The sequence below is a fragment of the Nostoc sp. PCC 7107 genome (assembly GCF_000316625.1).
Classification (GTDB): domain Bacteria; phylum Cyanobacteriota; class Cyanobacteriia; order Cyanobacteriales; family Nostocaceae; genus Nostoc_B.
In genome coordinates this window covers 794,104-814,721 of sequence record NC_019676.1, presented here as the reverse complement: position 1 = coordinate 814,721, position 20,618 = coordinate 794,104, and the positions used below count along the sequence as shown (strand labels likewise).

The 20,618-nt window shown below is 42.1% G+C and carries 21 protein-coding genes; 11 read left to right on the top strand and 10 right to left on the bottom strand.

Going from position 1 to position 20,618, the window contains the following annotated elements; genetic code table 11:
• Nucleotides 1-25: 25 nt before the first annotated feature.
• The 5 genes from NOS7107_RS28415 to NOS7107_RS28410 form a co-directional block, all read right to left on the bottom strand.
• Nucleotides 26-169, bottom strand: a complete 144-nt coding sequence (locus NOS7107_RS28415) for a hypothetical protein (protein WP_015111607.1) — start codon at nucleotides 167-169, stop codon at nucleotides 26-28.
• 30 nt (nucleotides 170-199) lie between these two features.
• Complete coding sequence (locus NOS7107_RS03490) at nucleotides 200-892, bottom strand: J domain-containing protein (RefSeq protein WP_015111606.1); 693 nt, start codon at nucleotides 890-892, stop codon at nucleotides 200-202.
• A gap of 15 nt (nucleotides 893-907) precedes the next feature.
• Nucleotides 908-1,870 carry a cysteine synthase A gene (cysK, locus tag NOS7107_RS03485; RefSeq protein ID WP_015111605.1) on the bottom strand — a complete coding sequence of 321 codons (963 nt, stop codon included), beginning with the start codon at nucleotides 1,868-1,870 and terminating at the stop codon, nucleotides 908-910.
• Nucleotides 1,871-1,937: 67 nt separating this feature from the next.
• Nucleotides 1,938-2,375, bottom strand: a complete 438-nt coding sequence (locus NOS7107_RS03480; protein WP_015111604.1) for an Rrf2 family transcriptional regulator — start codon at nucleotides 2,373-2,375, stop codon at nucleotides 1,938-1,940.
• On the bottom strand, nucleotides 2,359-2,556 hold the full coding sequence (locus tag NOS7107_RS28410; RefSeq protein WP_157373942.1) for a hypothetical protein: 198 nt from the start codon (nucleotides 2,554-2,556) through the stop codon (nucleotides 2,359-2,361). The genes NOS7107_RS03480 and NOS7107_RS28410 overlap by 17 nt, the downstream gene beginning before the upstream one ends.
• A gap of 68 nt (nucleotides 2,557-2,624) precedes the next feature.
• Here NOS7107_RS28410 and NOS7107_RS03475 point away from each other — a divergent pair, with 68 nt between their 5' ends.
• The gene (locus NOS7107_RS03475) at nucleotides 2,625-3,167 is read left to right on the top strand and encodes a diheme cytochrome C (RefSeq protein ID WP_015111603.1); all 543 of its coding nucleotides are present in this window, start codon (nucleotides 2,625-2,627) and stop codon (nucleotides 3,165-3,167) included.
• A gap of 53 nt (nucleotides 3,168-3,220) precedes the next feature.
• Here the strand turns inward: NOS7107_RS03475 and NOS7107_RS03470 are convergent, their stop codons facing one another.
• Nucleotides 3,221-5,902, bottom strand: coding sequence for a CHAT domain-containing tetratricopeptide repeat protein (locus NOS7107_RS03470; protein ID WP_015111602.1), 2,682 nt, complete (start codon nucleotides 5,900-5,902; stop codon nucleotides 3,221-3,223).
• 981 nt (nucleotides 5,903-6,883) lie between these two features.
• Between NOS7107_RS03470 and secA the strand changes: the two genes are divergently transcribed.
• Nucleotides 6,884-9,679, top strand: coding sequence for a preprotein translocase subunit SecA (secA, locus tag NOS7107_RS03460; RefSeq protein WP_015111600.1), 2,796 nt, complete (start codon nucleotides 6,884-6,886; stop codon nucleotides 9,677-9,679).
• A gap of 216 nt (nucleotides 9,680-9,895) precedes the next feature.
• Nucleotides 9,896-10,987: a nucleotidyltransferase domain-containing protein gene (locus tag NOS7107_RS03455; RefSeq protein WP_015111599.1), complete on the top strand. Its 1,092-nt coding sequence runs from the start codon at nucleotides 9,896-9,898 to the stop codon at nucleotides 10,985-10,987.
• Nucleotides 10,988-11,043: 56 nt separating this feature from the next.
• Here NOS7107_RS03455 and NOS7107_RS03450 read toward each other — a convergent pair whose 3' ends face one another.
• Both NOS7107_RS03450 and bchI read right to left on the bottom strand, forming a co-directional pair.
• The gene (locus NOS7107_RS03450) at nucleotides 11,044-11,331 is read right to left on the bottom strand and encodes a hypothetical protein (RefSeq protein WP_015111598.1); all 288 of its coding nucleotides are present in this window, start codon (nucleotides 11,329-11,331) and stop codon (nucleotides 11,044-11,046) included.
• A 67-nt stretch (nucleotides 11,332-11,398) separates the two neighbouring features.
• A complete protein-coding gene (gene bchI / locus NOS7107_RS03445; protein WP_015111597.1) occupies nucleotides 11,399-12,523 on the bottom strand; it encodes a magnesium chelatase ATPase subunit I in 1,125 nt (374 codons plus the stop codon).
• 199 nt (nucleotides 12,524-12,722) lie between these two features.
• Here bchI and miaB point away from each other — a divergent pair, with 199 nt between their 5' ends.
• From miaB to NOS7107_RS03420, 5 genes are all read left to right on the top strand, one after another.
• A complete protein-coding gene (miaB, locus tag NOS7107_RS03440; RefSeq protein WP_015111596.1) occupies nucleotides 12,723-14,087 on the top strand; it encodes a tRNA (N6-isopentenyl adenosine(37)-C2)-methylthiotransferase MiaB in 1,365 nt (454 codons plus the stop codon).
• 39 nt (nucleotides 14,088-14,126) lie between these two features.
• Nucleotides 14,127-14,807: a DUF6883 domain-containing protein gene (locus NOS7107_RS29240; RefSeq protein WP_015111595.1), complete on the top strand. Its 681-nt coding sequence runs from the start codon at nucleotides 14,127-14,129 to the stop codon at nucleotides 14,805-14,807.
• Nucleotides 14,808-14,824: 17 nt separating this feature from the next.
• A complete protein-coding gene (locus NOS7107_RS03430; RefSeq protein ID WP_015111594.1) occupies nucleotides 14,825-15,073 on the top strand; it encodes a DUF4926 domain-containing protein in 249 nt (82 codons plus the stop codon).
• 77 nt (nucleotides 15,074-15,150) lie between these two features.
• Nucleotides 15,151-15,498: a hypothetical protein gene (locus NOS7107_RS03425; protein ID WP_015111593.1), complete on the top strand. Its 348-nt coding sequence runs from the start codon at nucleotides 15,151-15,153 to the stop codon at nucleotides 15,496-15,498.
• On the top strand, nucleotides 15,495-15,890 hold the full coding sequence (locus tag NOS7107_RS03420) for an HNH endonuclease (protein WP_015111592.1): 396 nt from the start codon (nucleotides 15,495-15,497) through the stop codon (nucleotides 15,888-15,890). The genes NOS7107_RS03425 and NOS7107_RS03420 overlap by 4 nt, the downstream gene beginning before the upstream one ends.
• A 109-nt stretch (nucleotides 15,891-15,999) precedes the next feature.
• On the opposite strand, the gene NOS7107_RS03415 is transcribed toward NOS7107_RS03420, so the two are convergent.
• Nucleotides 16,000-16,497, bottom strand: a complete 498-nt coding sequence (locus NOS7107_RS03415; protein ID WP_015111591.1) for a cupin domain-containing protein — start codon at nucleotides 16,495-16,497, stop codon at nucleotides 16,000-16,002.
• Nucleotides 16,498-16,550: 53 nt separating this feature from the next.
• Between NOS7107_RS03415 and NOS7107_RS03410 the strand changes: the two genes are divergently transcribed.
• A complete protein-coding gene (locus tag NOS7107_RS03410; protein ID WP_015111590.1) occupies nucleotides 16,551-17,318 on the top strand; it encodes an RNA ligase family protein in 768 nt (255 codons plus the stop codon).
• A 51-nt stretch (nucleotides 17,319-17,369) separates the two neighbouring features.
• On the opposite strand, the gene NOS7107_RS03405 is transcribed toward NOS7107_RS03410, so the two are convergent.
• Nucleotides 17,370-18,218: a lysophospholipid acyltransferase family protein gene (locus tag NOS7107_RS03405; protein WP_015111589.1), complete on the bottom strand. Its 849-nt coding sequence runs from the start codon at nucleotides 18,216-18,218 to the stop codon at nucleotides 17,370-17,372.
• A 251-nt stretch (nucleotides 18,219-18,469) separates the two neighbouring features.
• Between NOS7107_RS03405 and NOS7107_RS03400 the strand changes: the two genes are divergently transcribed.
• Both NOS7107_RS03400 and NOS7107_RS03395 read left to right on the top strand, forming a co-directional pair.
• Nucleotides 18,470-19,561 carry a D-alanine--D-alanine ligase family protein gene (locus tag NOS7107_RS03400; protein ID WP_015111588.1) on the top strand — a complete coding sequence of 364 codons (1,092 nt, stop codon included), beginning with the start codon at nucleotides 18,470-18,472 and terminating at the stop codon, nucleotides 19,559-19,561.
• A gap of 267 nt (nucleotides 19,562-19,828) precedes the next feature.
• Nucleotides 19,829-20,452: a hypothetical protein gene (locus NOS7107_RS03395; protein ID WP_015111587.1), complete on the top strand. Its 624-nt coding sequence runs from the start codon at nucleotides 19,829-19,831 to the stop codon at nucleotides 20,450-20,452.
• Nucleotides 20,453-20,618: the final 166 nt, after the last annotated feature.

Sequence of the window (20,618 nt, the reverse complement as noted above, 5' to 3'; positions counted from 1 at the left end):
GCAATGCTTTGATTTTACGCTAACACTAATCGGTGGTTGATGATTTTGCTAATTGTTCTCTTACCCATTGGCGCACATAAAGAATTAAACTAGTTTCACCGTGCAGTATAGTTTTATTTTGAGGTAATGTTTCAGCTAAAGTTGTATTAGCAGCGATCGCAATATTCATCCTTTTCTCCTTGAGCTATAAATATAAAATTTACTGATTTACTGCCACTTGGGCTTCGTAGTGTAAGCTTGTTGCTATGCGAAACATTTCTTGCCCTGTGTGCAGATAGCGATCGTCATAGCTCATAGGAAAGTAGGCAAATTCTTCTATACCATCTGCTACTTGATTAATGCTGTAATAGATATGCGCAGCAGTTCTCGCTAAACTAGGGGGATTGGGCAGTGAACGAAAGATAACTTGAGCTTGTTTAATCTCGTCTCGACAAATATCTAAATATTCTTGAAATGCTTCTAATAATTGATCATCAAAAGGATCGGCGGCTAATTGCTCAATTTGCTCTTCGAGAGAATTAAGAATTTCTTCAACTATGCGGTTAACTGGTTGATAAATTAAACGTAGCCATTCTTCAATTTGTTCATCAACATTTTTACCGGATTTGCGATTGGCTTGGTAATGTTTTTGTGCTGATGCTGCCCGTTGTTGGCGATTTTGCGATTCATCATACAATTTTTGGTCATAGTCAAGGCGATTTTGAGAGTCACCCAAGACTTCATAAGCCGCGTTAATGCGGATAATTTCATCCTTATTTGCTGTTTTTTGATTGCTGTCAGGATGAAATAATTTTACCAAGCGGCGATAAGCTTGTTTAATCTCCGCTTGGCTGGCATCACGATTAATTTTGAGAGTTTCGTAGTGGTTATCAGTGTGCTTGGAGTTAACCATTAGTCTAAGTAATTGTTAGCTGACGCTGGTAGGAATTTTTGCTTCCAGGTCTTGGAACAACGGTGTACTTAAATACCTTTCGCCAAAACTGGGCTGAATCATCACAATTAAGCGTCCCTCGTTTTCTGGACGTTGGGCAATTTTAATAGCAGCACATAAAGCCGCACCGCTGGAAATTCCAGATAATAGCCCTTCCTCTCTGGCTAAACGTCGTCCATAGTCGATCGCTTCTTCATCGCTGACGGTAATTACTTCATCAATAAACTTCATCTTCAAAACTTGCGGAATAAACCCTGCACCAATCCCTTGGATTTTGTGCGCTCCTGGTTGTCCGCCCGATAAGACTGGGCTATTGGCTGGTTCAACGGCGATCGCCTGAAAACTTGGTTTACGTGCTTTGAGAACTTCTGCTACACCACTAATCGTACCACCTGTACCCACTCCGGCCACAATCATATCTACTTGACCATCAGTATCTTCCCAGATTTCCTCGGCGGTAGTTTCTCGATGGATTTTCGCATTCGCTGGGTTGCGAAACTGCTGCAACATATATGAGTATGGTGTAGTATTAACTATCTCTTGAGCGCGGCGAATTGCGCCACCCATACCTTCAATTCCGGGGGTGAGTTCTAATTCTGCCCCATAAGCTCGTAACATTGCCCGTCGTTCGCCACTCATGGTATCGGGCATAGTCAAAATTAATCGATAACCCTTAGCGGCTGCTACCATTGCTAAGGCAATGCCTGTATTTCCCGATGTTGGTTCTACTAATACTGTCTTTCCCGGAGCAATCAACCCCTCCGCTTCCGCAGCATTAATCATACTAATCCCAATTCGGTCTTTCACTGATGCCGATGGGTTCATACTTTCCAACTTCACTAATATTTGCGCCACACATCCTTCTGCTTGGGGAATACGGTTTAATTGTACTAAGGGTGTACGACCAATAATTTCTGTGATGTTACGAGCAATTCGCATAATATTTCTTGGTTATTAGTCAATAGTCAATAGTCAATAGTCCAAACCATTGACCACTGACTAATAACTAAATGTAATACATAATGTCTAACTGCTTGCGGGCATCTCTTTTTTCGCAAAGATTCTGTATTGTGTAATTTTGCAAAACAGAATTTGCTGCGAGACAAGCTTCTTGCCAGATTTCATCGACAACCGCACTATCTACGCTTTTGAGACTGTTTGTTTCTTCACTCACCCGCACATCTAGGCCTTCTAAACATTCTAAAACTTCATATATTGTAATTTTCCACGGTTCTTTCGACAATAAATAGCCACCTTTAGAGCCGCGTTGACTTTTGATGATACCCCCACGTCTCAAAGTTGCTAGTAGTTGTTCTAAATAGCGATCGGGTATGTTTTGTGTAGCCGCGATTTGCCGAATTTGCATCGGTTCGCCGTTTTCGTAATGAGTTGCCATTTCTATTAGGGCTAGAATTGCGTACTCTGATTTACACGATAGTTCCACAGGTGTTAATTAAGGCTGAAGTATGAAGTGTGAAGTATGAAGTATGAAATTGAAATCTAAATACTTCACACTTTTCTAGTATACTCCGGTTCATTGCTGGGGTTTTTGGATTTAGGATGATGATATGAGAGATGCGATCGCAATGCTGAATAATTAAAATACCTACCCAAACTCGCAACATAGATAATGCTGCACAAGTCTAAATTATTAGCTACAAGCTCCGCAACTAAGTATCTGGGAATGTGAGGAATGTCAAATCTTGTAAAGCGCAAAACTCGCCAACTCAAACGCCAATCTTTCGGTTTAGTGTTGGTAATTGTGGCTTGGAGTCTGGTTATGGGTTGGCTATTTACTTCTGCAACTAGCGTTTACAGTGCTACTCCAACCTCAGAAATAGGAACAGTTGATGTTATCCCGGCTCAGTATGAGCTAGGACAAGAATTATATATAGAAAATTGTGCTAAGTGTCATATTCCCATCCCACCACAAGTTTTACCCACCCAAACCTGGAAAAATCTCTTAGAAGACACCCAGCACTATGGTGTGCAACTCCAGCCATTAATCGATCCACCCCGGATTCTTGTGTGGCGGTATCTTGTTAATTTCTCCCGTACCCAACGCCAAGACGAAGAAACACCCTATCGCGTTGATAAATCTCGTTTATTCAAAGCCTTGCACCCAAAAGTTGATTTACCGCGCCCAGTACAAATTAATAGCTGTGTTAGCTGTCATCCTGGCGCAGAACAATATAATTTTCGTCGCCTTTCTCCAGAAGCGGAAAATTCTCAGTAATTATGTGAGGCTCAGATCCCCGACTTCTTTAAGAAGTCGGGGATCTAAATTTCCTACTTATTATGCAACGGAGTCCAATTACCAGAAGGAACAAACGCCGCCCAAAAATAGGGATGCTCATGTTCCTTCAGCAAATCTAGCTGTGCAGAACGCAACGCTTCATGTCTCCCTTTACCTGCTTGCAAATTCTGGTAATACTTCACCATTAAATCCTTCGTCGCCGCATCATCAACTTGCCATAGACTTAAAACTTGACTTTGCGAACCAGCAATTACCAAAGCCCGACGCAAACCATAAACACCATCGCCAACCTTGATATCACCCTTACCAGTGTCACAAGCTGACAACACAACTAATTGATTAGAATTCAAATCTAAACCAGCAATTTCCAATGCCGTCAACACACCATCATCATTATTATTTGTTGCTTGTTTACGTTTATTAAACCCAGCCAACGCTAAACCAGAACGCAACAAAGGATTTTCCACTTCTAAAATCTTCGGTTGGCGTGGTGTTAATTCTAAATCTCGTGAGGCGTTGAGATTTTGTTCTTTATCAGCGATGAAGAAACCGTGAGTCGCCAGGTGTAAAATACTGGGGCTTTGTAGTTGTTTGACTGCGGTTTCTGTGGCATCTTTACCTAACAGTAATTTGGCATTAGGTAAAACCTTTTTAATTGCTTCAGCTTCCTCTTCAGTATTAGCTAACGGCTCAAATATCAAGGTTGCTAAATCACCAGAACGCCGATTTTGGGAACTGCGTGAACCAGATGTTTTTGCAGAAGCAACAGTTTGTTTTTGGTTATCGTAGTCAATATCTGCCAACACCACAGGTGCGGAACCGTTGTTATTATTTGACCCAAAGCGTAATAAATCCCGTCCACTTGTGAGGTAAGAAAAAGCGTAACGCTGAATCAGAAACTTATCTTGCTCATCTTTTAATGCTTCAAAAGGAATTAATGTTAATTGCCCATCGGGTGAAATTAAAATATGATTTGCATCACCCAATAAAGGGCGGATGGGTGCAATTAATTTTTCATCTAAACTGCGGGCGAGTTTTTTGAATGTTCTTTCTGTGGCTAAATTTGCTCGGAAATCAATAGCTAACTTATCAATTTCTGCGGCTTCACCCAAATCAAGCCATTTAGGTTCGCCAGATGAGCGCAACACCGCCACCGCATAACGTGGTTTACCTAACTTTTGAGCATCCGTTTTGGCTTTGACGTTGAATGATTCATATTGGACAATCTCTACTAATGCTGCATCTTTGGGGACTTTGGCTTGAATGGTTGCTAACTCTATTGGTTGTGTTTGCTGACGGAATTCAGCACTTTTAGAACTGATAGCTGCTTCTATTTTTTCTTTTTCTGCTTCCAGTTGTTCTAACTGAGTTTTTGGGTTAGCAGTTTGTTTTTCTGGTTGAGAATATATTAATGCTGAGAGTTGCTGTTGTACTTGCAGCCATTGAGTGAATAATTTTTGAGTTTCTGGGTTTTTGTCAAGTTGAGCGCGTAAGATTTGGATGCTGTCGGCTACGGCATCTAATACCAAACCTTTGCGACGGAGTACAGTAGTCAGAGCCAGAGATGCGGCAGATGAATTATTGCGAGCTTCCTGCAAGGACAGTGAAATACTACGATAAGTTGCACCTGCAAAAGTTCTAAGGTAACTCTGTTTTCTTTGTTCAGAGCCAACAGCAAAAATCAGATTAAGATTTTGCCCTTCAACTTCTAGCCCACGGCGTAAGAAATCGGTAGTACTGGTAATATCACCCTTTGCCAAATACAGTAGAGCCAAATTATTCAAGCTTTGGGCGACATCGGGATGTTCTTTCCCCAACACCTTCTCTCGGATAGCCAGAGAACGAAGAGACAATGGTTCTGCTTGTTGATAATTTCCCTGTGTATAGTACAGTCCAGCCAAATTATTCAAGCTAGTGGCGACCGAGGGATGTTCTTTCCCCAGCACCTTCTCTAAGATAGCCAGAGAACGAAGATACAATGGTTCTGCTTGTTGATAATTTCCCTGTGCATTGTACAGTTCAGCCAAATTATTCAAGCTAGTGGCGACCGAGGGATGTTCTTTCCCCAGCACCTTCTCTAAGATAGCCAGAGAACGAAGATACAATGGTTCTGCTTGTTGATAATTTCCCTGTGCATTGTACAGTTCAGCCAAATTATTCAAGCTAGTGGCGACCGAGGGATGTTCTTTCCCCAGCACCTTCTCTAAGATAGCCAGAGAACGAAGATACAATGGTTCTGCTTGTTGATAATTTCCCTGTGCATTGTACAGTTCAGCCAAATTATTCAAGCTAGTGGCGAAATCGGGATTTTCTGTCCCCAGCACTTTCTCATAGATAGCCAGAGAACGAAGATACAATGGTTCTGCTTGTTGATAATTTCCCTGTGTATAGTACAGTAGAGCCAAATTATTCAAGCTAGTAGCGACATCAGGATGAACTTTCCCCAACAGTTTCTCTCGGATAGCTAAAGCGCGTTCTGCTAAGGAGATGGCGCTACTGTATTTACCTTCTTGATATAACTTGAATGCTTGCTGATTTAGTTCCTCCGCTTCTTTTAAAGCTGCTTGTTGCTCGGCTGAATATGCGGGGGTTTGTTGTTGCGCTATCCCCTCAATTGGCATACTTAAAACTAACCCTGTTGTCATTGCACCCGCTACCATCCAAGGTGCAAGACACATACCCGCAGCATTAATCGCACTGAGTAATTTTTTCACACTCAACTCACAAGCTTGTATTAAGTCAGTTATCAGTTATCAGGGAACAGTTATCAGGGTTTTAGTTGGGGATTTGACTCTTGTTGACTACCACTTTTTAGAAGTGAGGGACTTCAAAATATATTGCTGATTACTGTTGACTGTTCACTGATGACTGTTAAGTAAATCATGCCGGACTCAGCACTTTCCGCAAAGCACTTGTGAAAAAACTCAAAAACTCCCCTCTTACCCTTTGCGTCTTTGCGCCTTTGCGTGAGACAAAACCACATCCCACAACACCCAACGCAGAAAATTTCCTGACACTTCCACCTCAAAGGCTCAACATTCACCCTTTGAACTTCAACGTTCAAGCAAAAAGGCTGAAATTTCACCCTCAGAGGCTCAACCTTCACCCTTTGAACCTCAACGTTCGAGCAAAAAGCCTGAAACTTCACCTTCAGAACTCGAACGTTTACTCTTTGAACCTCAACGTTCGAGTAAAAAGGCTGAAACTTCACCCTCAGAGGCTCAACCTTCACTCTTTGAACTTCAACGTTCGAGCAAAAAGGCTGAAACATTACTTTCAAAACTCGAACATTTGACTAAATACAAAAATCTGTGGATGTTGGGTTGCGCTGTCGCTCCAAGCAACCTACTATTTTCTGCGGTTATTGACTAGGTGTAAAATTTATCTTCACCTACACCCTTATACCCTTACACCCAGCAAGCTGATTACCAGACACGATATCATGGGGGCGATCGCTAATATACTATGGTCGGGGTTCACTGCTTCAGTTTCGGGCGAAATGATAGTATTAATAGAGTTTCAAAATCAAACGTACAATAAAAGCAAATCTTTTAGTAGATTTATTTGATCTACGTTTTTGAGTGAATTTTCATTTCCTACCCATCTGCAACCAAAAAGGCTGGGTTAGGTTAAATTCTTATAATCAATACCAAAGTCATATTTCCCATCCCCCTTGATTTAGTTCCATAACCGCCATGTTAAAACTCTTGTTGGGCGATCCCAACGCTCGTAAGCTAAAAAAATACCAACCTTATATCACGGAAATTAATCTCTTAGAGGAAGAAATTAAAGCTCTCTCTGATGATGATTTAAAAGGTAAAACAGGAGAATTCCAACAGCGTCTCGCCAAAGGTGAAACTCTGGATGACATTCTACCTGAAGCCTTTGCCGTGGTGAGAGAAGCAGGACGGCGAGTCTTAGGATTGCGGCACTTTGATGTCCAGATGTTAGGCGGTATTATCCTACACACTGGGCAAATCGCGGAAATGAAAACTGGGGAAGGTAAAACCCTGGTAGCCACCTTACCGAGTTATTTAAATGCGCTCTCAGGTAAAGGCGTACATGTCGTTACTGTGAACGATTACCTAGCTCGCCGGGACGCGGAGTGGATGGGACAGGTGCATCGCTTCTTAGGGTTGAGTGTGGGACTAATTCAGTCGACCATGAATCCCAGTGAACGCCAGAAGAATTATGAATGTGATATTACCTACGTTACCAATAGTGAAGTAGGCTTTGACTACCTGCGCGACAACATGGCTACATCAATGGCTGATGTTGTACAACGCCCCTTTAACTATTGTGTAATTGACGAAGTAGACTCAATTCTGATTGATGAGGCGCGGACACCGCTGATTATTTCTGGTCAGGTAGAAAGACCAACAGAAAAATACTTACAAGCAGAAGAAATCGCCTTCACTCTCAAAAAAGAAGAACATTACGAAGTAGATGAAAAAGCCCGTAACGTTTTGTTGACAGATGAAGGTTTTGCGGAAGCAGAAGAACTTTTGGGCGTGACAGATTTATTTGACCCCGAAGATCCTTGGGCGCATTTTGTCTTTAATGCACTGAAAGCCAAAGAACTGTTCTTAAAGGATGTCAACTATATTGTTCGCAATGGCGAAGTAGTCATCGTTGATGAATTTACCGGACGGGTGTTACCAGGACGGCGCTGGAGTGATGGTCTACACCAAGCCATTGAAGCCAAAGAACACGTAGAAATTCAGCCAGAAACTCAAACTTTAGCGACAATTACTTACCAAAATCTGTTCTTGCTGTATCCCAAACTAGGCGGGATGACGGGAACTGCTAAGACAGAAGAAGCTGAGTTTGAAAAAATTTACAAACTAGAAGTCAGTATAATTCCCACCAACAGAATCAGAAGACGGCAAGATTTATCGGATCTGGTGTTTAAAACAGAGGCGGGTAAATGGCAGGCGATCGCCAGAGAATGTGCCGAAATGCACGAACTTGGTCGCCCTGTATTAGTGGGAACCACTAGTGTAGAAAAATCAGAACTTCTCAGCAATCTGCTCAAACAAGCTGGTATTCCCCACGAATTGCTCAACGCTCGACCCGAAAACGTAGAACGAGAAGCCGAAATTGTCGCTCAGGCAGGGCGCAGAGGTGCTGTCACCATTGCAACCAACATGGCTGGTAGAGGTACAGACATCATCCTTGGTGGTAACTCTGAATACATGGCGCGGTTGAAGTTACGGGAATATTTTATGCCGCGCATCGTCCAACCAGAAGACGAAGATGTCTTCGGTATCCAAAGGGCCAGCGGTAGTATGCCCACAGGACATGGTGGCGGTCAAGGCTTTACACCAGGGAAAAAAGTTAAAACTTGGAAAGCTTCACCAGAAATCTTCCCCACCCAGCTATCAAAAGAAACCGAAAAACTACTCAAAGAAGCAGTAGATTTTGCTGTGCGGGAATATGGCGATCGCAGTTTACCAGAATTAGAAGCAGAAGATAAAGTGGCTGTAGCTGCCGAAAAAGCACCCACCACAGACGCAGTAATTCAGCGATTGCGGGAAGCATATAATCGTGTCAAACACGAATATGAAGAGTTTACCGACAGCGAACATAATAACGTGATCGAAATCGGTGGTTTACACGTAATTGGCACAGAACGCCACGAATCACGCCGCATTGATAACCAGTTGCGGGGACGCGCCGGACGACAAGGCGACCCTGGTTCCACCAGATTCTTCCTCAGTTTAGAGGATAACTTATTGCGGATCTTTGGAGGCGATCGCGTCGCTGGCTTAATGAACGCCTTCCAAGTTGAAGAAGATATGCCCATCGAGTCGGGAATGCTAACCCGCAGCTTAGAAGGCGCACAGAAAAAAGTTGAAACCTACTATTACGACATTCGGAAACAGGTTTTTGAATACGACGAGGTAATGAACAACCAACGTCGCGCCATCTACGCCGAACGCCGTCGGGTATTAGAAGGTCAAGACTTGAAAGAACAAGTTATTAAATATGCAGAAAAAACGATGGACGACATCGTTGACTATTACATCAACGCCGATCTACCTTCCGAAGAGTGGGAGTTAGAAAAGCTGGTGGAGAAAGTCAAAGAATTCGTTTATCTGCTATCTGATATGCAGGCGAGTCAGTTAGAAGATATGTCTGTCACTGAAATTAAAGCATTTCTCCACGAACAGGTGAGAATTGCCTACGACATGAAAGAAGCGCAAATTGACCAAGTTCAACCAGGGTTAATGCGCCAAGCCGAACGCTTCTTTATTTTGCAGCGGATTGATACTCTGTGGCGCGAACACCTGCAACAAATGGACGCTTTACGTGAGTCTGTAGGTTTACGTGGTTATGGTCAAAAAGACCCGCTAATTGAATATAAGAGCGAAGGTTATGAACTATTCCTCGATATGATGGTCAACATCCGCCGAGATGTAGTTTACTCCTTGTTCATGTTCCAACCGCAACCACAGCCAGTGGTGCAAACATCATCGGAGATGGTGTAGCGGAGTAATTAAATATCTCACGCAAAGGCAAGGCAGCGCGTTGGGCGGCTCTGCCGACTTGAAGCGACTGCCGCGCAAAGACGCAAAGTTTTTTGAGTGTCTTTGCGTTTTAATTTCAGTAGGGTGTGTTGTAGCGCAACGCACCACCCAAATCCAAAATCCAAAATCTAAAATCTAAAATGGAATGAGTTACGATAGCTATTTTAATCATTTGAGATGAAAAGAATAGAAGTCGAACAAAGAAGTATTTTGATTGGTTTAGCAGGTAGTCACGGCTATGGATTAAATCGTCCTGACTCAGATTTGGATTTTCGGGGAGTATTTATTGCACCCAAAAGATATTATTTGGGATTTGACAATATCGAACAAAAAGATGCTGGTTGGGATGAACCAGGGATATTTCCGTTTATTGATGGGAATAAAGATACAGTTATCTATGAGTTAAGAAAAATTCTGCAATTATTAGCAGGGGCAAATCCTAATATTTTAGAATTGCTGTGGTTGAATAAATATCCTGTATTAACTGAAGTTGGACAACATTTAATTAAACACAGAAATTTATTTTTGACTAAGAAAGTTAAGCACACTTATTCAGGTTATGCTTTTGCTCAAATCAAAAAGATGGAAACTCATCGTAAGTGGTTGTTAAATCCACCGCAAAAGAAACCACTACCCGCTGATTATGGTATAGAAAATGAAGAAACACTCAGCAAAGATGAGTTAAACGCTTTTTTAGAGTATCTTTATGTATTAATTAAAGGAAGAATTGAATTTTTAGAAGAAGCAGAGCAATTATATAAATTGCTCACAGCAGATATTGATTTTAAAGGTGTATTGAAACAATATACTTTACCTACTGAAACTTTAGAATATACCGAAAATTTAACTCATGGTCGCAAAGACTTTATTCGGTTGCTGCAAAAAAGTCAAAGCTATCAAATTGCTTTACGAGAGTGGAAAGCATATTTATCTTGGCAAAAAAATCGTAATCCAGCTAGAGCCGAAATGGAAAGACAGTCTGGGTATGACCTGAAACATGGAATGCACTGCATTAGATTACTCCGCAGTGGTTTGGAAATATTGCAGCAAGGAGAAGTAATTGTTGATAGAAGAATTGCTGGCGATGTTGATGATTTAAAAGCCATTCTCCAGGGAAAATATAGTTATGAACAGGTAATGCAGATGGCAGAAGATTTAGTTGCCCAAATGGATGCCGTTTATGAAACATCATATTTGCCTCATAAACCTGACTTAGAAAAAATTAATGAGTTGTGTATAGAACTCGTAGAAATGCAAGGATGGAGTTAGTTATTTGTCATTGGTTGATTAACTGTCTGGCACTGTGCTATCGACCATTGACTAACTTACAGAAAATCCACAAAACCGTAGAGACTAATTACAAGTAATAATAAGGCAGTAAAGCGAGAAATTTTGGCTTGGGGTGAAGGTGCGATCGCTTCTCGGACTAACATAGAAATAGCTGCTCCAATGGCATAACTCAGGCATAAGAGCATATAAGGTAATTCTTGTGTAACTCCCCAAATACCGAGCAGTAATATTGTCAGAACTAACATGACAAACTCAATAAAATGGGCGGGTTGATGTTGGCTAGACAAAAACAGACTGTTTAACCAAAAATGCCAAAATCTCATACTCAATAAATCAGATGAATTTCAGGGCGCATAGTCTTGCGCCCCTACTTTTTACTTTCAGAGAAAATTAGCGCACACCCGTTTTAATTTGTCCTGTGCCGTTTTTCTTTGCTAAATCTTCTTCTGGCAACTCTACACCAAAAACACGAGCAAAAACTTTTTCCACTTTATAGCCAGAATCAATGGACTCAAGAGGGTCTTTCCGCAACCTGTGACGCAAGCACAAAGTAATTACCCGTCGGATATCATCAAGGGTGACTTCGGTACGTCCTTCATAGGCGGCTAATGCTTTAGCGGCGCGGTTGGTCACAATATCACCCCGCAAACCATCCACATCTAACTCAGAACAAACTTCCGAAATTTTCACCCGCAGATCATAGTCAATTTTGACTTCTGGTAACAGAGTTTGGGCATTGACAACTTTCTGCTGGAGTGATTCTTGCTCTGTTTTGTGCTGTTCCAGAAATACTGGCGGATTTTGGTCAAATTCCGAGCGTTGTTCGACAATTTGCACCCGCAAGGCTGGTTCTTTCACCGTGTGAATTTCGGCGTGCATTCCAAAACGGTCGAGTAACTGGGGACGCAATTCGCCTTCTTCCGGGTTCCCCGAACCAACAAGGACAAACCGCGCTGGGTGGCGGATAGAAATTCCTTCCCGTTCTACAGTGTTCCAGCCACTAGCAGCGGAATCGAGTAACACATCTACAAGGTGATCATCAAGCAAGTTGACTTCATCCACGTAAAGAATGCCTCGGTTAGCTTTAGCCAGTAGTCCTGGTTCAAAGGCTTTCACACCCTCAGACAAAGCTTTCTCAATGTCGATAGTGCCACATACCCGGTCTTCTGTAGCTCCCAATGGCAGGTCTACCATCTGAACTTTCCTGTGGTCTACGGGAATATCCGCACCTTGTTGTAGTTGTTGGCGGACTTCATCGCTCATCAGATCAGGGTCGCTGGGGTGACTATTGAAGGGGTCATTAGCAACTACAGGGATTTCTGGCAACAAATCCGCTAACGCCCGGATAGTTGTTGTCTTGCCGGTGCCGCGATCGCCCATAATCATGACACCACCGATTTTGGGGTCAATCACGTTCAAAAGCAGCGCCAGTTTCATTTCTTCCTGGCCTACAATTGCCGTAAATGGAAATACCACGCGACGCGCACTTGCCGTGGATTGAGCAGTTGGAGTCACTAAATTACCTTAACAATATTTTTTTATTACAGTTCTTTATTGTGCCACAGTTGGGGGCGGGGGAATAGAGAACAAGGGAAGAGGGAATCCATGAAATCACTCCGCGTACCTCCGCGTTACCCTTCGCGTACCTCTGCGTTTAAAACTATAGAATAGAAAAACAGTATATCTAACACCAAGCTAATTAAGCACAATTCCCATGACCATTTCTAAACGCCGCTATCACATTACTACCTTCGGTTGTCAAATGAATAAAGCCGACTCAGAGCGCATGGCTGGCATTTTAGAAGACATGGGCTTTGAGTTTTCCGAAGATCCGAATCATGCAGATGTAATTCTCTACAACACCTGCACCATTCGAGATAACGCAGAGCAGAAAGTATATTCTTACCTCGGTAGACAAGCCAAGCGCAAACACGAAAAAGCAGATTTAACCTTAGTTGTGGCTGGTTGTGTTGCTCAACAAGAAGGTGAAGCATTATTGCGCCGTGTCCCCGAATTAGATTTAGTTATGGGGCCACAACACGCCAACCGTCTCAAAGATTTGCTGGAATCAGTATTTGAAGGCAATCAAGTTGTCGCTACTGAAGCAGTCCATATTATGGAAGATATCACCCAACCGCGACGAGATAGCAAAGTGACGGCGTGGGTGAATGTAATTTATGGCTGTAATGAACGCTGTACTTATTGCGTAGTTCCCAACGTGCGTGGTGTAGAACAGTCCCGCACACCCGAAGCCATTCGTGCAGAAATGGTAGAATTAGGCCGACAAGGTTATAAAGAAATAACTTTGCTCGGTCAAAATATTGACGCTTACGGTAGAGATTTACCCGGAGTAACACCAGAAGGACGACATCTGCACACCTTTACAGATTTGCTGTATTACGTCCATGATGTACCGGGAGTAGAACGCTTACGATTTGCTACCAGTCACCCCCGTTATTTCACAGAAAGATTAATTAAAGCTTGTGCAGAATTGCCTAAAGTTTGCGAACACTTCCATATTCCCTTTCAATCTGGGGATAACGAACTTTTAAAAGCGATGTCACGAGGTTATACCCACGAAAAATATCGGCGAATTATCGATACGATTCGCAAGTATATGCCAGATGCTTCAATTAGTGGCGATGCCATTGTTGGTTTCCCCGGTGAGACAGAAGCACAGTTTGAAAATACCTTGAAACTAGTTGAAGATATTGGTTTTGACCTATTGAACACCGCGGCCTATTCACCCCGTCCAGGTACACCCGCCGCGTTATGGGAAAATCAACTGAGCGAAGAAGTCAAAAGCGATCGCCTACAAAGATTAAACCATTTAGTGAACATCAAAGCAGCCGCGCGATCGCAGCGTTATTTTGGTCGCATCGAAGAAGTATTAGTCGAAGACCAAAATTCCAAAGATCCAACCCAAGTCATGGGACGCACACGCGGCAATCGTCTGACATTTTTTACAGGCGATATTAATGAACTCAAAGGGCAATTGGTGAAAGTCAAAATCACCGAAGTTCGCGCTTTTAGTTTGACTGGTGAACCAATAGAAGTGCGGCAAGTGATATCAGTCTAATTTTGAACCTAGCAATTAAGCTCAAGGATAAAACTGCTCATGTCTCTTGAGATACACAACTATATTTGGAGTGGAAAACGTCTAGTACAAATTGAAACTCAATCTCATCATATTGATGGCATACTTGATGTTATTCAAAATGTACGAAAGAGTTCAAATTTAGACTGGGAAGACATATATTCAGCCAATTATAAATGTGAAGAGGATAGTACAACTACCTTTTATGAAGGTGAGAGTGCAGAAGCTGGCAATCCAGGTGTATGGACTTATGTAGTCTATGACTGTAATGAGGCAGAAGAAGAGGTTATACGCAATCTCAGCGTTGATGTTCTAGCTACGCTATTCAAAGTAAAACAAAAAATCGAAGATAGAAAAACTAGCAAATTGAATACAATTCCAAATGCCGAAAATGCGGTAGTTGATATTCGCAAGCTTCTTGATTACTGCCTCAATACTGAACATAGTACAGGAAAACACAAAGCTAGACTATTTTCCTCGATTTTGGGTATAAGTGCTGATGATGCTGAAGAGTTGCGTCAAATTCTTCTAGAAGTTGTGAAAACTTATGAAGTCCAATTAGGACGATGTGATGAATTCGGACAGCGATATACTTTAGACTTTTCACTTGAATGGAAAGGTAGAATCGCATTAATTCGTAGTGGCTGGATTATTGAGAATGAGTCTAATATTCCCAAGCTAACAACCTGTTATCCTCTTTAATATTATGAGGTAAAATCATGACCAACAATTCATTTCAGTTATTTGATGTAGTTGCCCTAATAGTTGACCTTCCAGAGTACAGCCTATGCCGGGGACAAGTTGGTACTGTGGTCGAAGTGTTGGCGGATGGTGCAGCATTTGAAGTTGAATTTAGTGATCGTGATGGACGTGTTTACGAATCTGTTGGTTTACGTCCAGAAAAAATGATGGTGCTTTATTTTGAACCATTATCTCCTGATCAAATCCCTGAAATGGCTTCAGTTTAAATAACATCATAAGATTATGAGTAGAACACCTTTTGAAAATTAAATATTCTAGTCCAAACTAATCAGCCAACTGCTATATGCCAAAAATTACCCTAGAAGTATCAGAAGAATTATCTCAACAACTAGCACAAGTTGGCGATCGCTTACCGGAATTACTGGCTTTAAGTTTGCAACAACCAGCAATCCCCGCAGAAATTTATCGATATATTCTCGACTTTCTAGCCAGCAATCCCACAGCCGAACAAATTGCTCAATTTCAACCGACACCACAAATGCAAGAGCGATTACGTACTTTGGTAACACGCTCTAAAGCTGGGGAACTCACACCTGTTGAATTAAAAGAACTAGATGAGTACGAGAAGATTGAGCATTTGATAGTGATGATTAAAACGGGTAATTTAGCTTATTTAGGCAGCCAATCGTGAGCTTAAGTGATGTTCCAGTTGCGCTGCGTCGTTTAGTCGAAGAACGATCTAATCACAAGTCTGAGTATTGCTTGCTACCGACTAAAGTCGCGTTCTTCCCCCATGAAATCGACCATATTATTGCTGAAAAGCATGATGGTAAAACAGATGCAGAAAACTTAGCACTTACTTGCTGGCGTTGTAATCGTCACAAAGGTACTGATTTAGGCTCTTTTGATCCACAAACAGGTGTTTTCAGTTTTTTATTTAACCCTCGTACTCAACAGTGGTCTGAACACTTCAGTTTTTCAGAACTAACTATCGTGGGATTGACGGATGTAGGACGTACTACTGTTCATTTATTGCAAATGAATAACGAAGAAAGAATTGCAGAAAGAAAGAGATTACCATAATTTGCTAATTTTAATTCCAGTGAGGTGCATTTCCCTATCAACTTGTACTGCACTCAAACAAAAAATGCTGTAGCGATCGCCAGTAATTCCCCCACCATTAATCAACGCTTCATTTATTCCAGTATTTCACAAGCGATCGCTCGACGCTCATCACATCACCCAGGCGCACCAACAAACTCACTAACAGGGTTTGCACCACTCGCGGAATACCGACAAGAACTATATCGGCTTTTTTCAGCAACAAGGCAAAGTACAGCAAATTAGTTGGCATTCCTTCGTGATTCACTTTGCCATCAATTGCTAAACCATACATTGACCGGATAAACTGCTCAAATCCAGCAGCAGGTTTATTTTCACTAGTAAAGGCTACCCAATCATCAGAAGGATTATGGAAACTGTGATGCACACCTGCGGGAACGTGTAGACTTTCTCCTGCATACAGCGTCCGCCGATTTCCCTTGTGTCCAAACTCCATTTCTAGACAACCCTGGAGAACAGTAAAGGTTTCGCTCATTTCGGTGTGGTAGTGTAGCGGACTACCTTTAGCTTTTGGCGGTAAATCAAAGCGAATTTTGCTATATGCTGCACCCGTTTCTAAAATAGTCATGCGATCGCCTAATTAATATATTACAATTGTATTTTAAATAATACAAATATTGTATGAGTGAAGATTTTTCATTACGGAGTTGTGATCTAGATAAACTCAACTCTATGACTAAATATCCCAGCATTCCGACTTATCACTCACTTGGAGACAAAGGCGCATTGTTGGAAGAAACCGTCATTTTTGACAGTGAAGTAATTTTGACGGAAAAAGTCGATGGCACAAACTCGCGGATAATTTTGCTACCTGATGGGAACTTTGTTTTAGGCAGTCGAGAAGAGCTTTTATTTGCCAAAGGGGACTTGATTGGGAATCCTGCACTGGGAATAGTCAATTCACTCAAAGATGTTGCTAATTCTTTACCGCCATCTCAGGATTGTATCACTGTGGTTTATCTTGAATTGTACGGTGGTAAGATTACCTCTGCGAGTAAACAATATACTGCCGAACAAAGAGTTGGCTGGCGGCTATTTGATATTGCTGTTCTCACAGAGATTGATACCTTATTTGCCAAGTCTACCAAGCAACTGTCTGCGTGGCGAAACAATGGGGGTCAACTGTTTTTGGATGAAGAACAACTGAGTAAAACAGCCAAAGATTACGGACTTGAACTTACGCCGCGACTGGCAAAAGTGCCAGCTTTACCAACTAGCATCAAAGAAGCACACGAGTTGCTTCTGGCAATTTTACCGGAAACTAATGTAGCCTTAGATGCAGGTGCGAAGGGTCGATCCGAGGGTATTGTAGCAAGAACCATTTCGCGGAGTGCGATCGCTAAATTACGTTTTGAAGATTACGAACGCCATACTAAACGCCGCAATTAGTAGGAATAGTCATTCTATGATGAGAGACTATTTGTCAAGCTTATACTGAAATCAAGGTTTTTCGGCGAGTAAGACTAGCTGATCCAATTGATACTGCATTTTACTCACAACCAATTCGTAGCATTCATCTACATAAGTGCGATCGCTTGCGGCTTTCCTACCATAGCGTTCAAATACAATCGGCGGGCAAACCTGTGTATGAATAGATACAGGGAACGGAATATTGGGCAGTGGGCCAACGGCTAATCCCCAAGGCCAACCTAAATAAATGGGAAACACCACCGGATCAATATTTAATAGCCAAGGCATTCCCCATTCATGAAATTGGTTGAGAATTTTGTAGATATCCGCCAAGACAATCAAGGTGTCATGCGCTCCCGCAGAAATTACTGGTACAATCGGCACGTTTTCCCGCAGTGCCAGTTTAATAAATCCTTGTCTGCCAGCAAAATAAATTTTATTTCTTAAATGATGGGGTCGAAACACATCTTCTGCTCCACCGGGGTAAACCAGGACACTTGCACCAGAATACAAAGCAGAGTATGCCATTTTGGGATGAGCGATGATAGCTCCCATTTTGGCAGCCAGTTGTGCCAGAGGTGGTGCAACTTCCCAAACTCTGGGGTGCATCAAACCATATATGGGTTGTTCCACACCAAAACGTTGAAACCAGTCGTACATCATCATTGCCATATCGGGGGCTGCGAGTCCGCCATTATGAGAACCCACAAACAATACTTTTTGCTGAGGTGAGATATGATGCCAACCGCTAGTTTGCACCCGAAAATAGTGACGATATAACAAGCCCAAGAGAGGCATCATGGATTTAATGAACTTTGGATCTCGTTCATCCAAAGACCAACCGAGTTTTTTTTCCAAGGGATGTTGCTTTTTTAACATTCAAAAATCTTAACAGTATTTATAAAAGTCTTACTAAGCCTTTTACAGAGGCAATAGGTGGTAGAAAATTTACTCACTGTTCCCTGTTCCCGTTGAATAGGCTTTGTTTGTCCTGATAAAACAAACATACCTAAATATGCGGCAATTTTGGCTCATCCTTAACTGGAGAATATTTGTAAAGCAAAGGAAAATATAGCAACTCCAACAGGTTGTGATACGCTATCTGCGATAGGAGTCTAGAGGTACCAAAAATGACTAAGCTCAGGGTGGGATTGCTATTTGGCGGACGTTCTGGAGAACATGAAGTGTCAATTAGTTCGGCAAGAGCGATCGCTAAAGCTTTAAGTGCAGAACAAAATGCTAATAAATACGAAATCCTGCCTTTCTACATTCACAAAGATGGACGTTGGTTAGCTGGGGATGCACCGCAAAAAGTGTTAGCTTCTGGTAAACCTTTGCTGGAGTCCGAAAATTCCTCAAATTCCCAAACTCAAACCCTAGAACGTTGGCAATCTCCTTCCCAGGTTGCAGAAGTGGATGTATGGTTTCCCATTCTCCACGGCCCCAACGGGGAAGATGGTACAATTCAAGGTTTGCTGACGTTAATGCAAGTCCCCTTTGTGGGTTCTGGGGTGTTAGGTTCGGCACTAGGAATGGATAAAATTGCTATGAAAATGGCATTTGAGCAAGCCGGATTACCCCAAGTTAAATATAAAGCGTTAACAAGAGCGCAAGTTTGGTCAAATCCCTGCGTATTCCCTAAACTGGGCGATGAAATTGAGGCAACATTAGGCTATCCCTGTTTTGTCAAACCTGCTAACTTAGGTTCATCAGTAGGTATTGCCAAAGTGCGATCGCGCTCAGAATTAGAAACTGCACTAGACCAAGCCGCCAGCTACGACCGCCGTATCATTGTTGAAGCAGGAGTGGTCGCCAGAGAAGTAGAATGTGCCGTATTAGGTAATGATCAACCCCAAGCCTCAGTGGTTGGTGAAATTACCTTTGACAGCGATTTTTACGACTACGAAACTAAATATACCGAAGGTAGAGCCGATTTACTAATTCCCTCACCGCTTCCAGAGGATATCAGCCGTCAAATTCAAGATATGGCATTACAAGCCTTTGCCGCCGTTGATGCAGCAGGATTAGCCAGAGTAGATTTTTTCTATGTAGAAGCGACTGGAGAAATATTAATTAACGAAATTAATACCTTACCTGGCTTTACTGCTACTAGTATGTATCCTCAACTTTGGTCTCATAGCGGTGTTGCTTTTCCTGACTTGGTGGATAGATTAATACAATTGGCTTTAGAAAGACATTCTGTAAAAAGTGCTGAGTGCTGAGTGCTGTAAAGCCCTGCGGGCATGGCTGCGCTTAGAGCGGTATCGGGGCGTTCAGCCCGTGTTGAGTACTGAGTTGAGTGAGCAAATTGTGAATACTAGTTGGGGATAAATTTATTAGAAGTACTGATTTTTAAAGAAAAGATGAGATTTAGTTGCTAATTAAGTTAGACAGGAGCAGCTTTATGCCAAAATCTGGCTATAGATACTTGATAACTTACTTCTTAAGTATAATCATGTCTCTGAACGGCTATAAATCTCAAATTGATCATGGAAAATAGTAAAAATGTCAACCATGAGCCAACCCAACTGATAGAACCCAATCTCAAATCGACAAAGACTAAATTGGGTTCAAACGGTCGCTCAAACATTTTGATTGCTCTATTGGCACAACATCCTCTGGTGTTGTTGACTGGAATTTTTACAATGATTATGGGTACAGCTACTGTGGCATTTTACAGCCTCAGTCACGTTGGCAGTGTAAAACAGGCAGATACAGAGTCAATGTCGGTGATCATCGAAGAACCAATTACACCTGAACGTAGCAATCCCACACCTTTATGGATGGTAATGGCGATCGCATTCAGTTGTGGTAGTGGCTGCTATGTCATTTTTCGGTTGCTTAACCCAACTCCATTACACAACATCCCAAAACGTGTCTACAGCCGTCAAAAAGCTTTAAAATCACTCCCACAAACAATATGGGAGCCACAAGTATCCCAGAATCTGCCAGTGTTTGTGCCTTTACAACCACTTTCCGTAAAAAGCAAAACTTTGGTTGAATTTCTACCACCAGCACACCAATATCGCCTAGATAAAGGCAAAGAATCACTAGCCGACTTGATGGATATTCGCAAAGAAAACTCTTTGCCGGCACTTTTACAAAAGTATTAATCTTGCCATAATACAAAAGCTTTTGAAATAAAATATTTGATGATAGGGGTACAGCAATGCTGTACCCCTATCATATTGAGCCGATTTAATTCCTTAACTATAATTTGGGTTTCTAGCATTTTTTCCCACTGTAGTTAAAAACCTGCCAAAATGGCAACACAACACA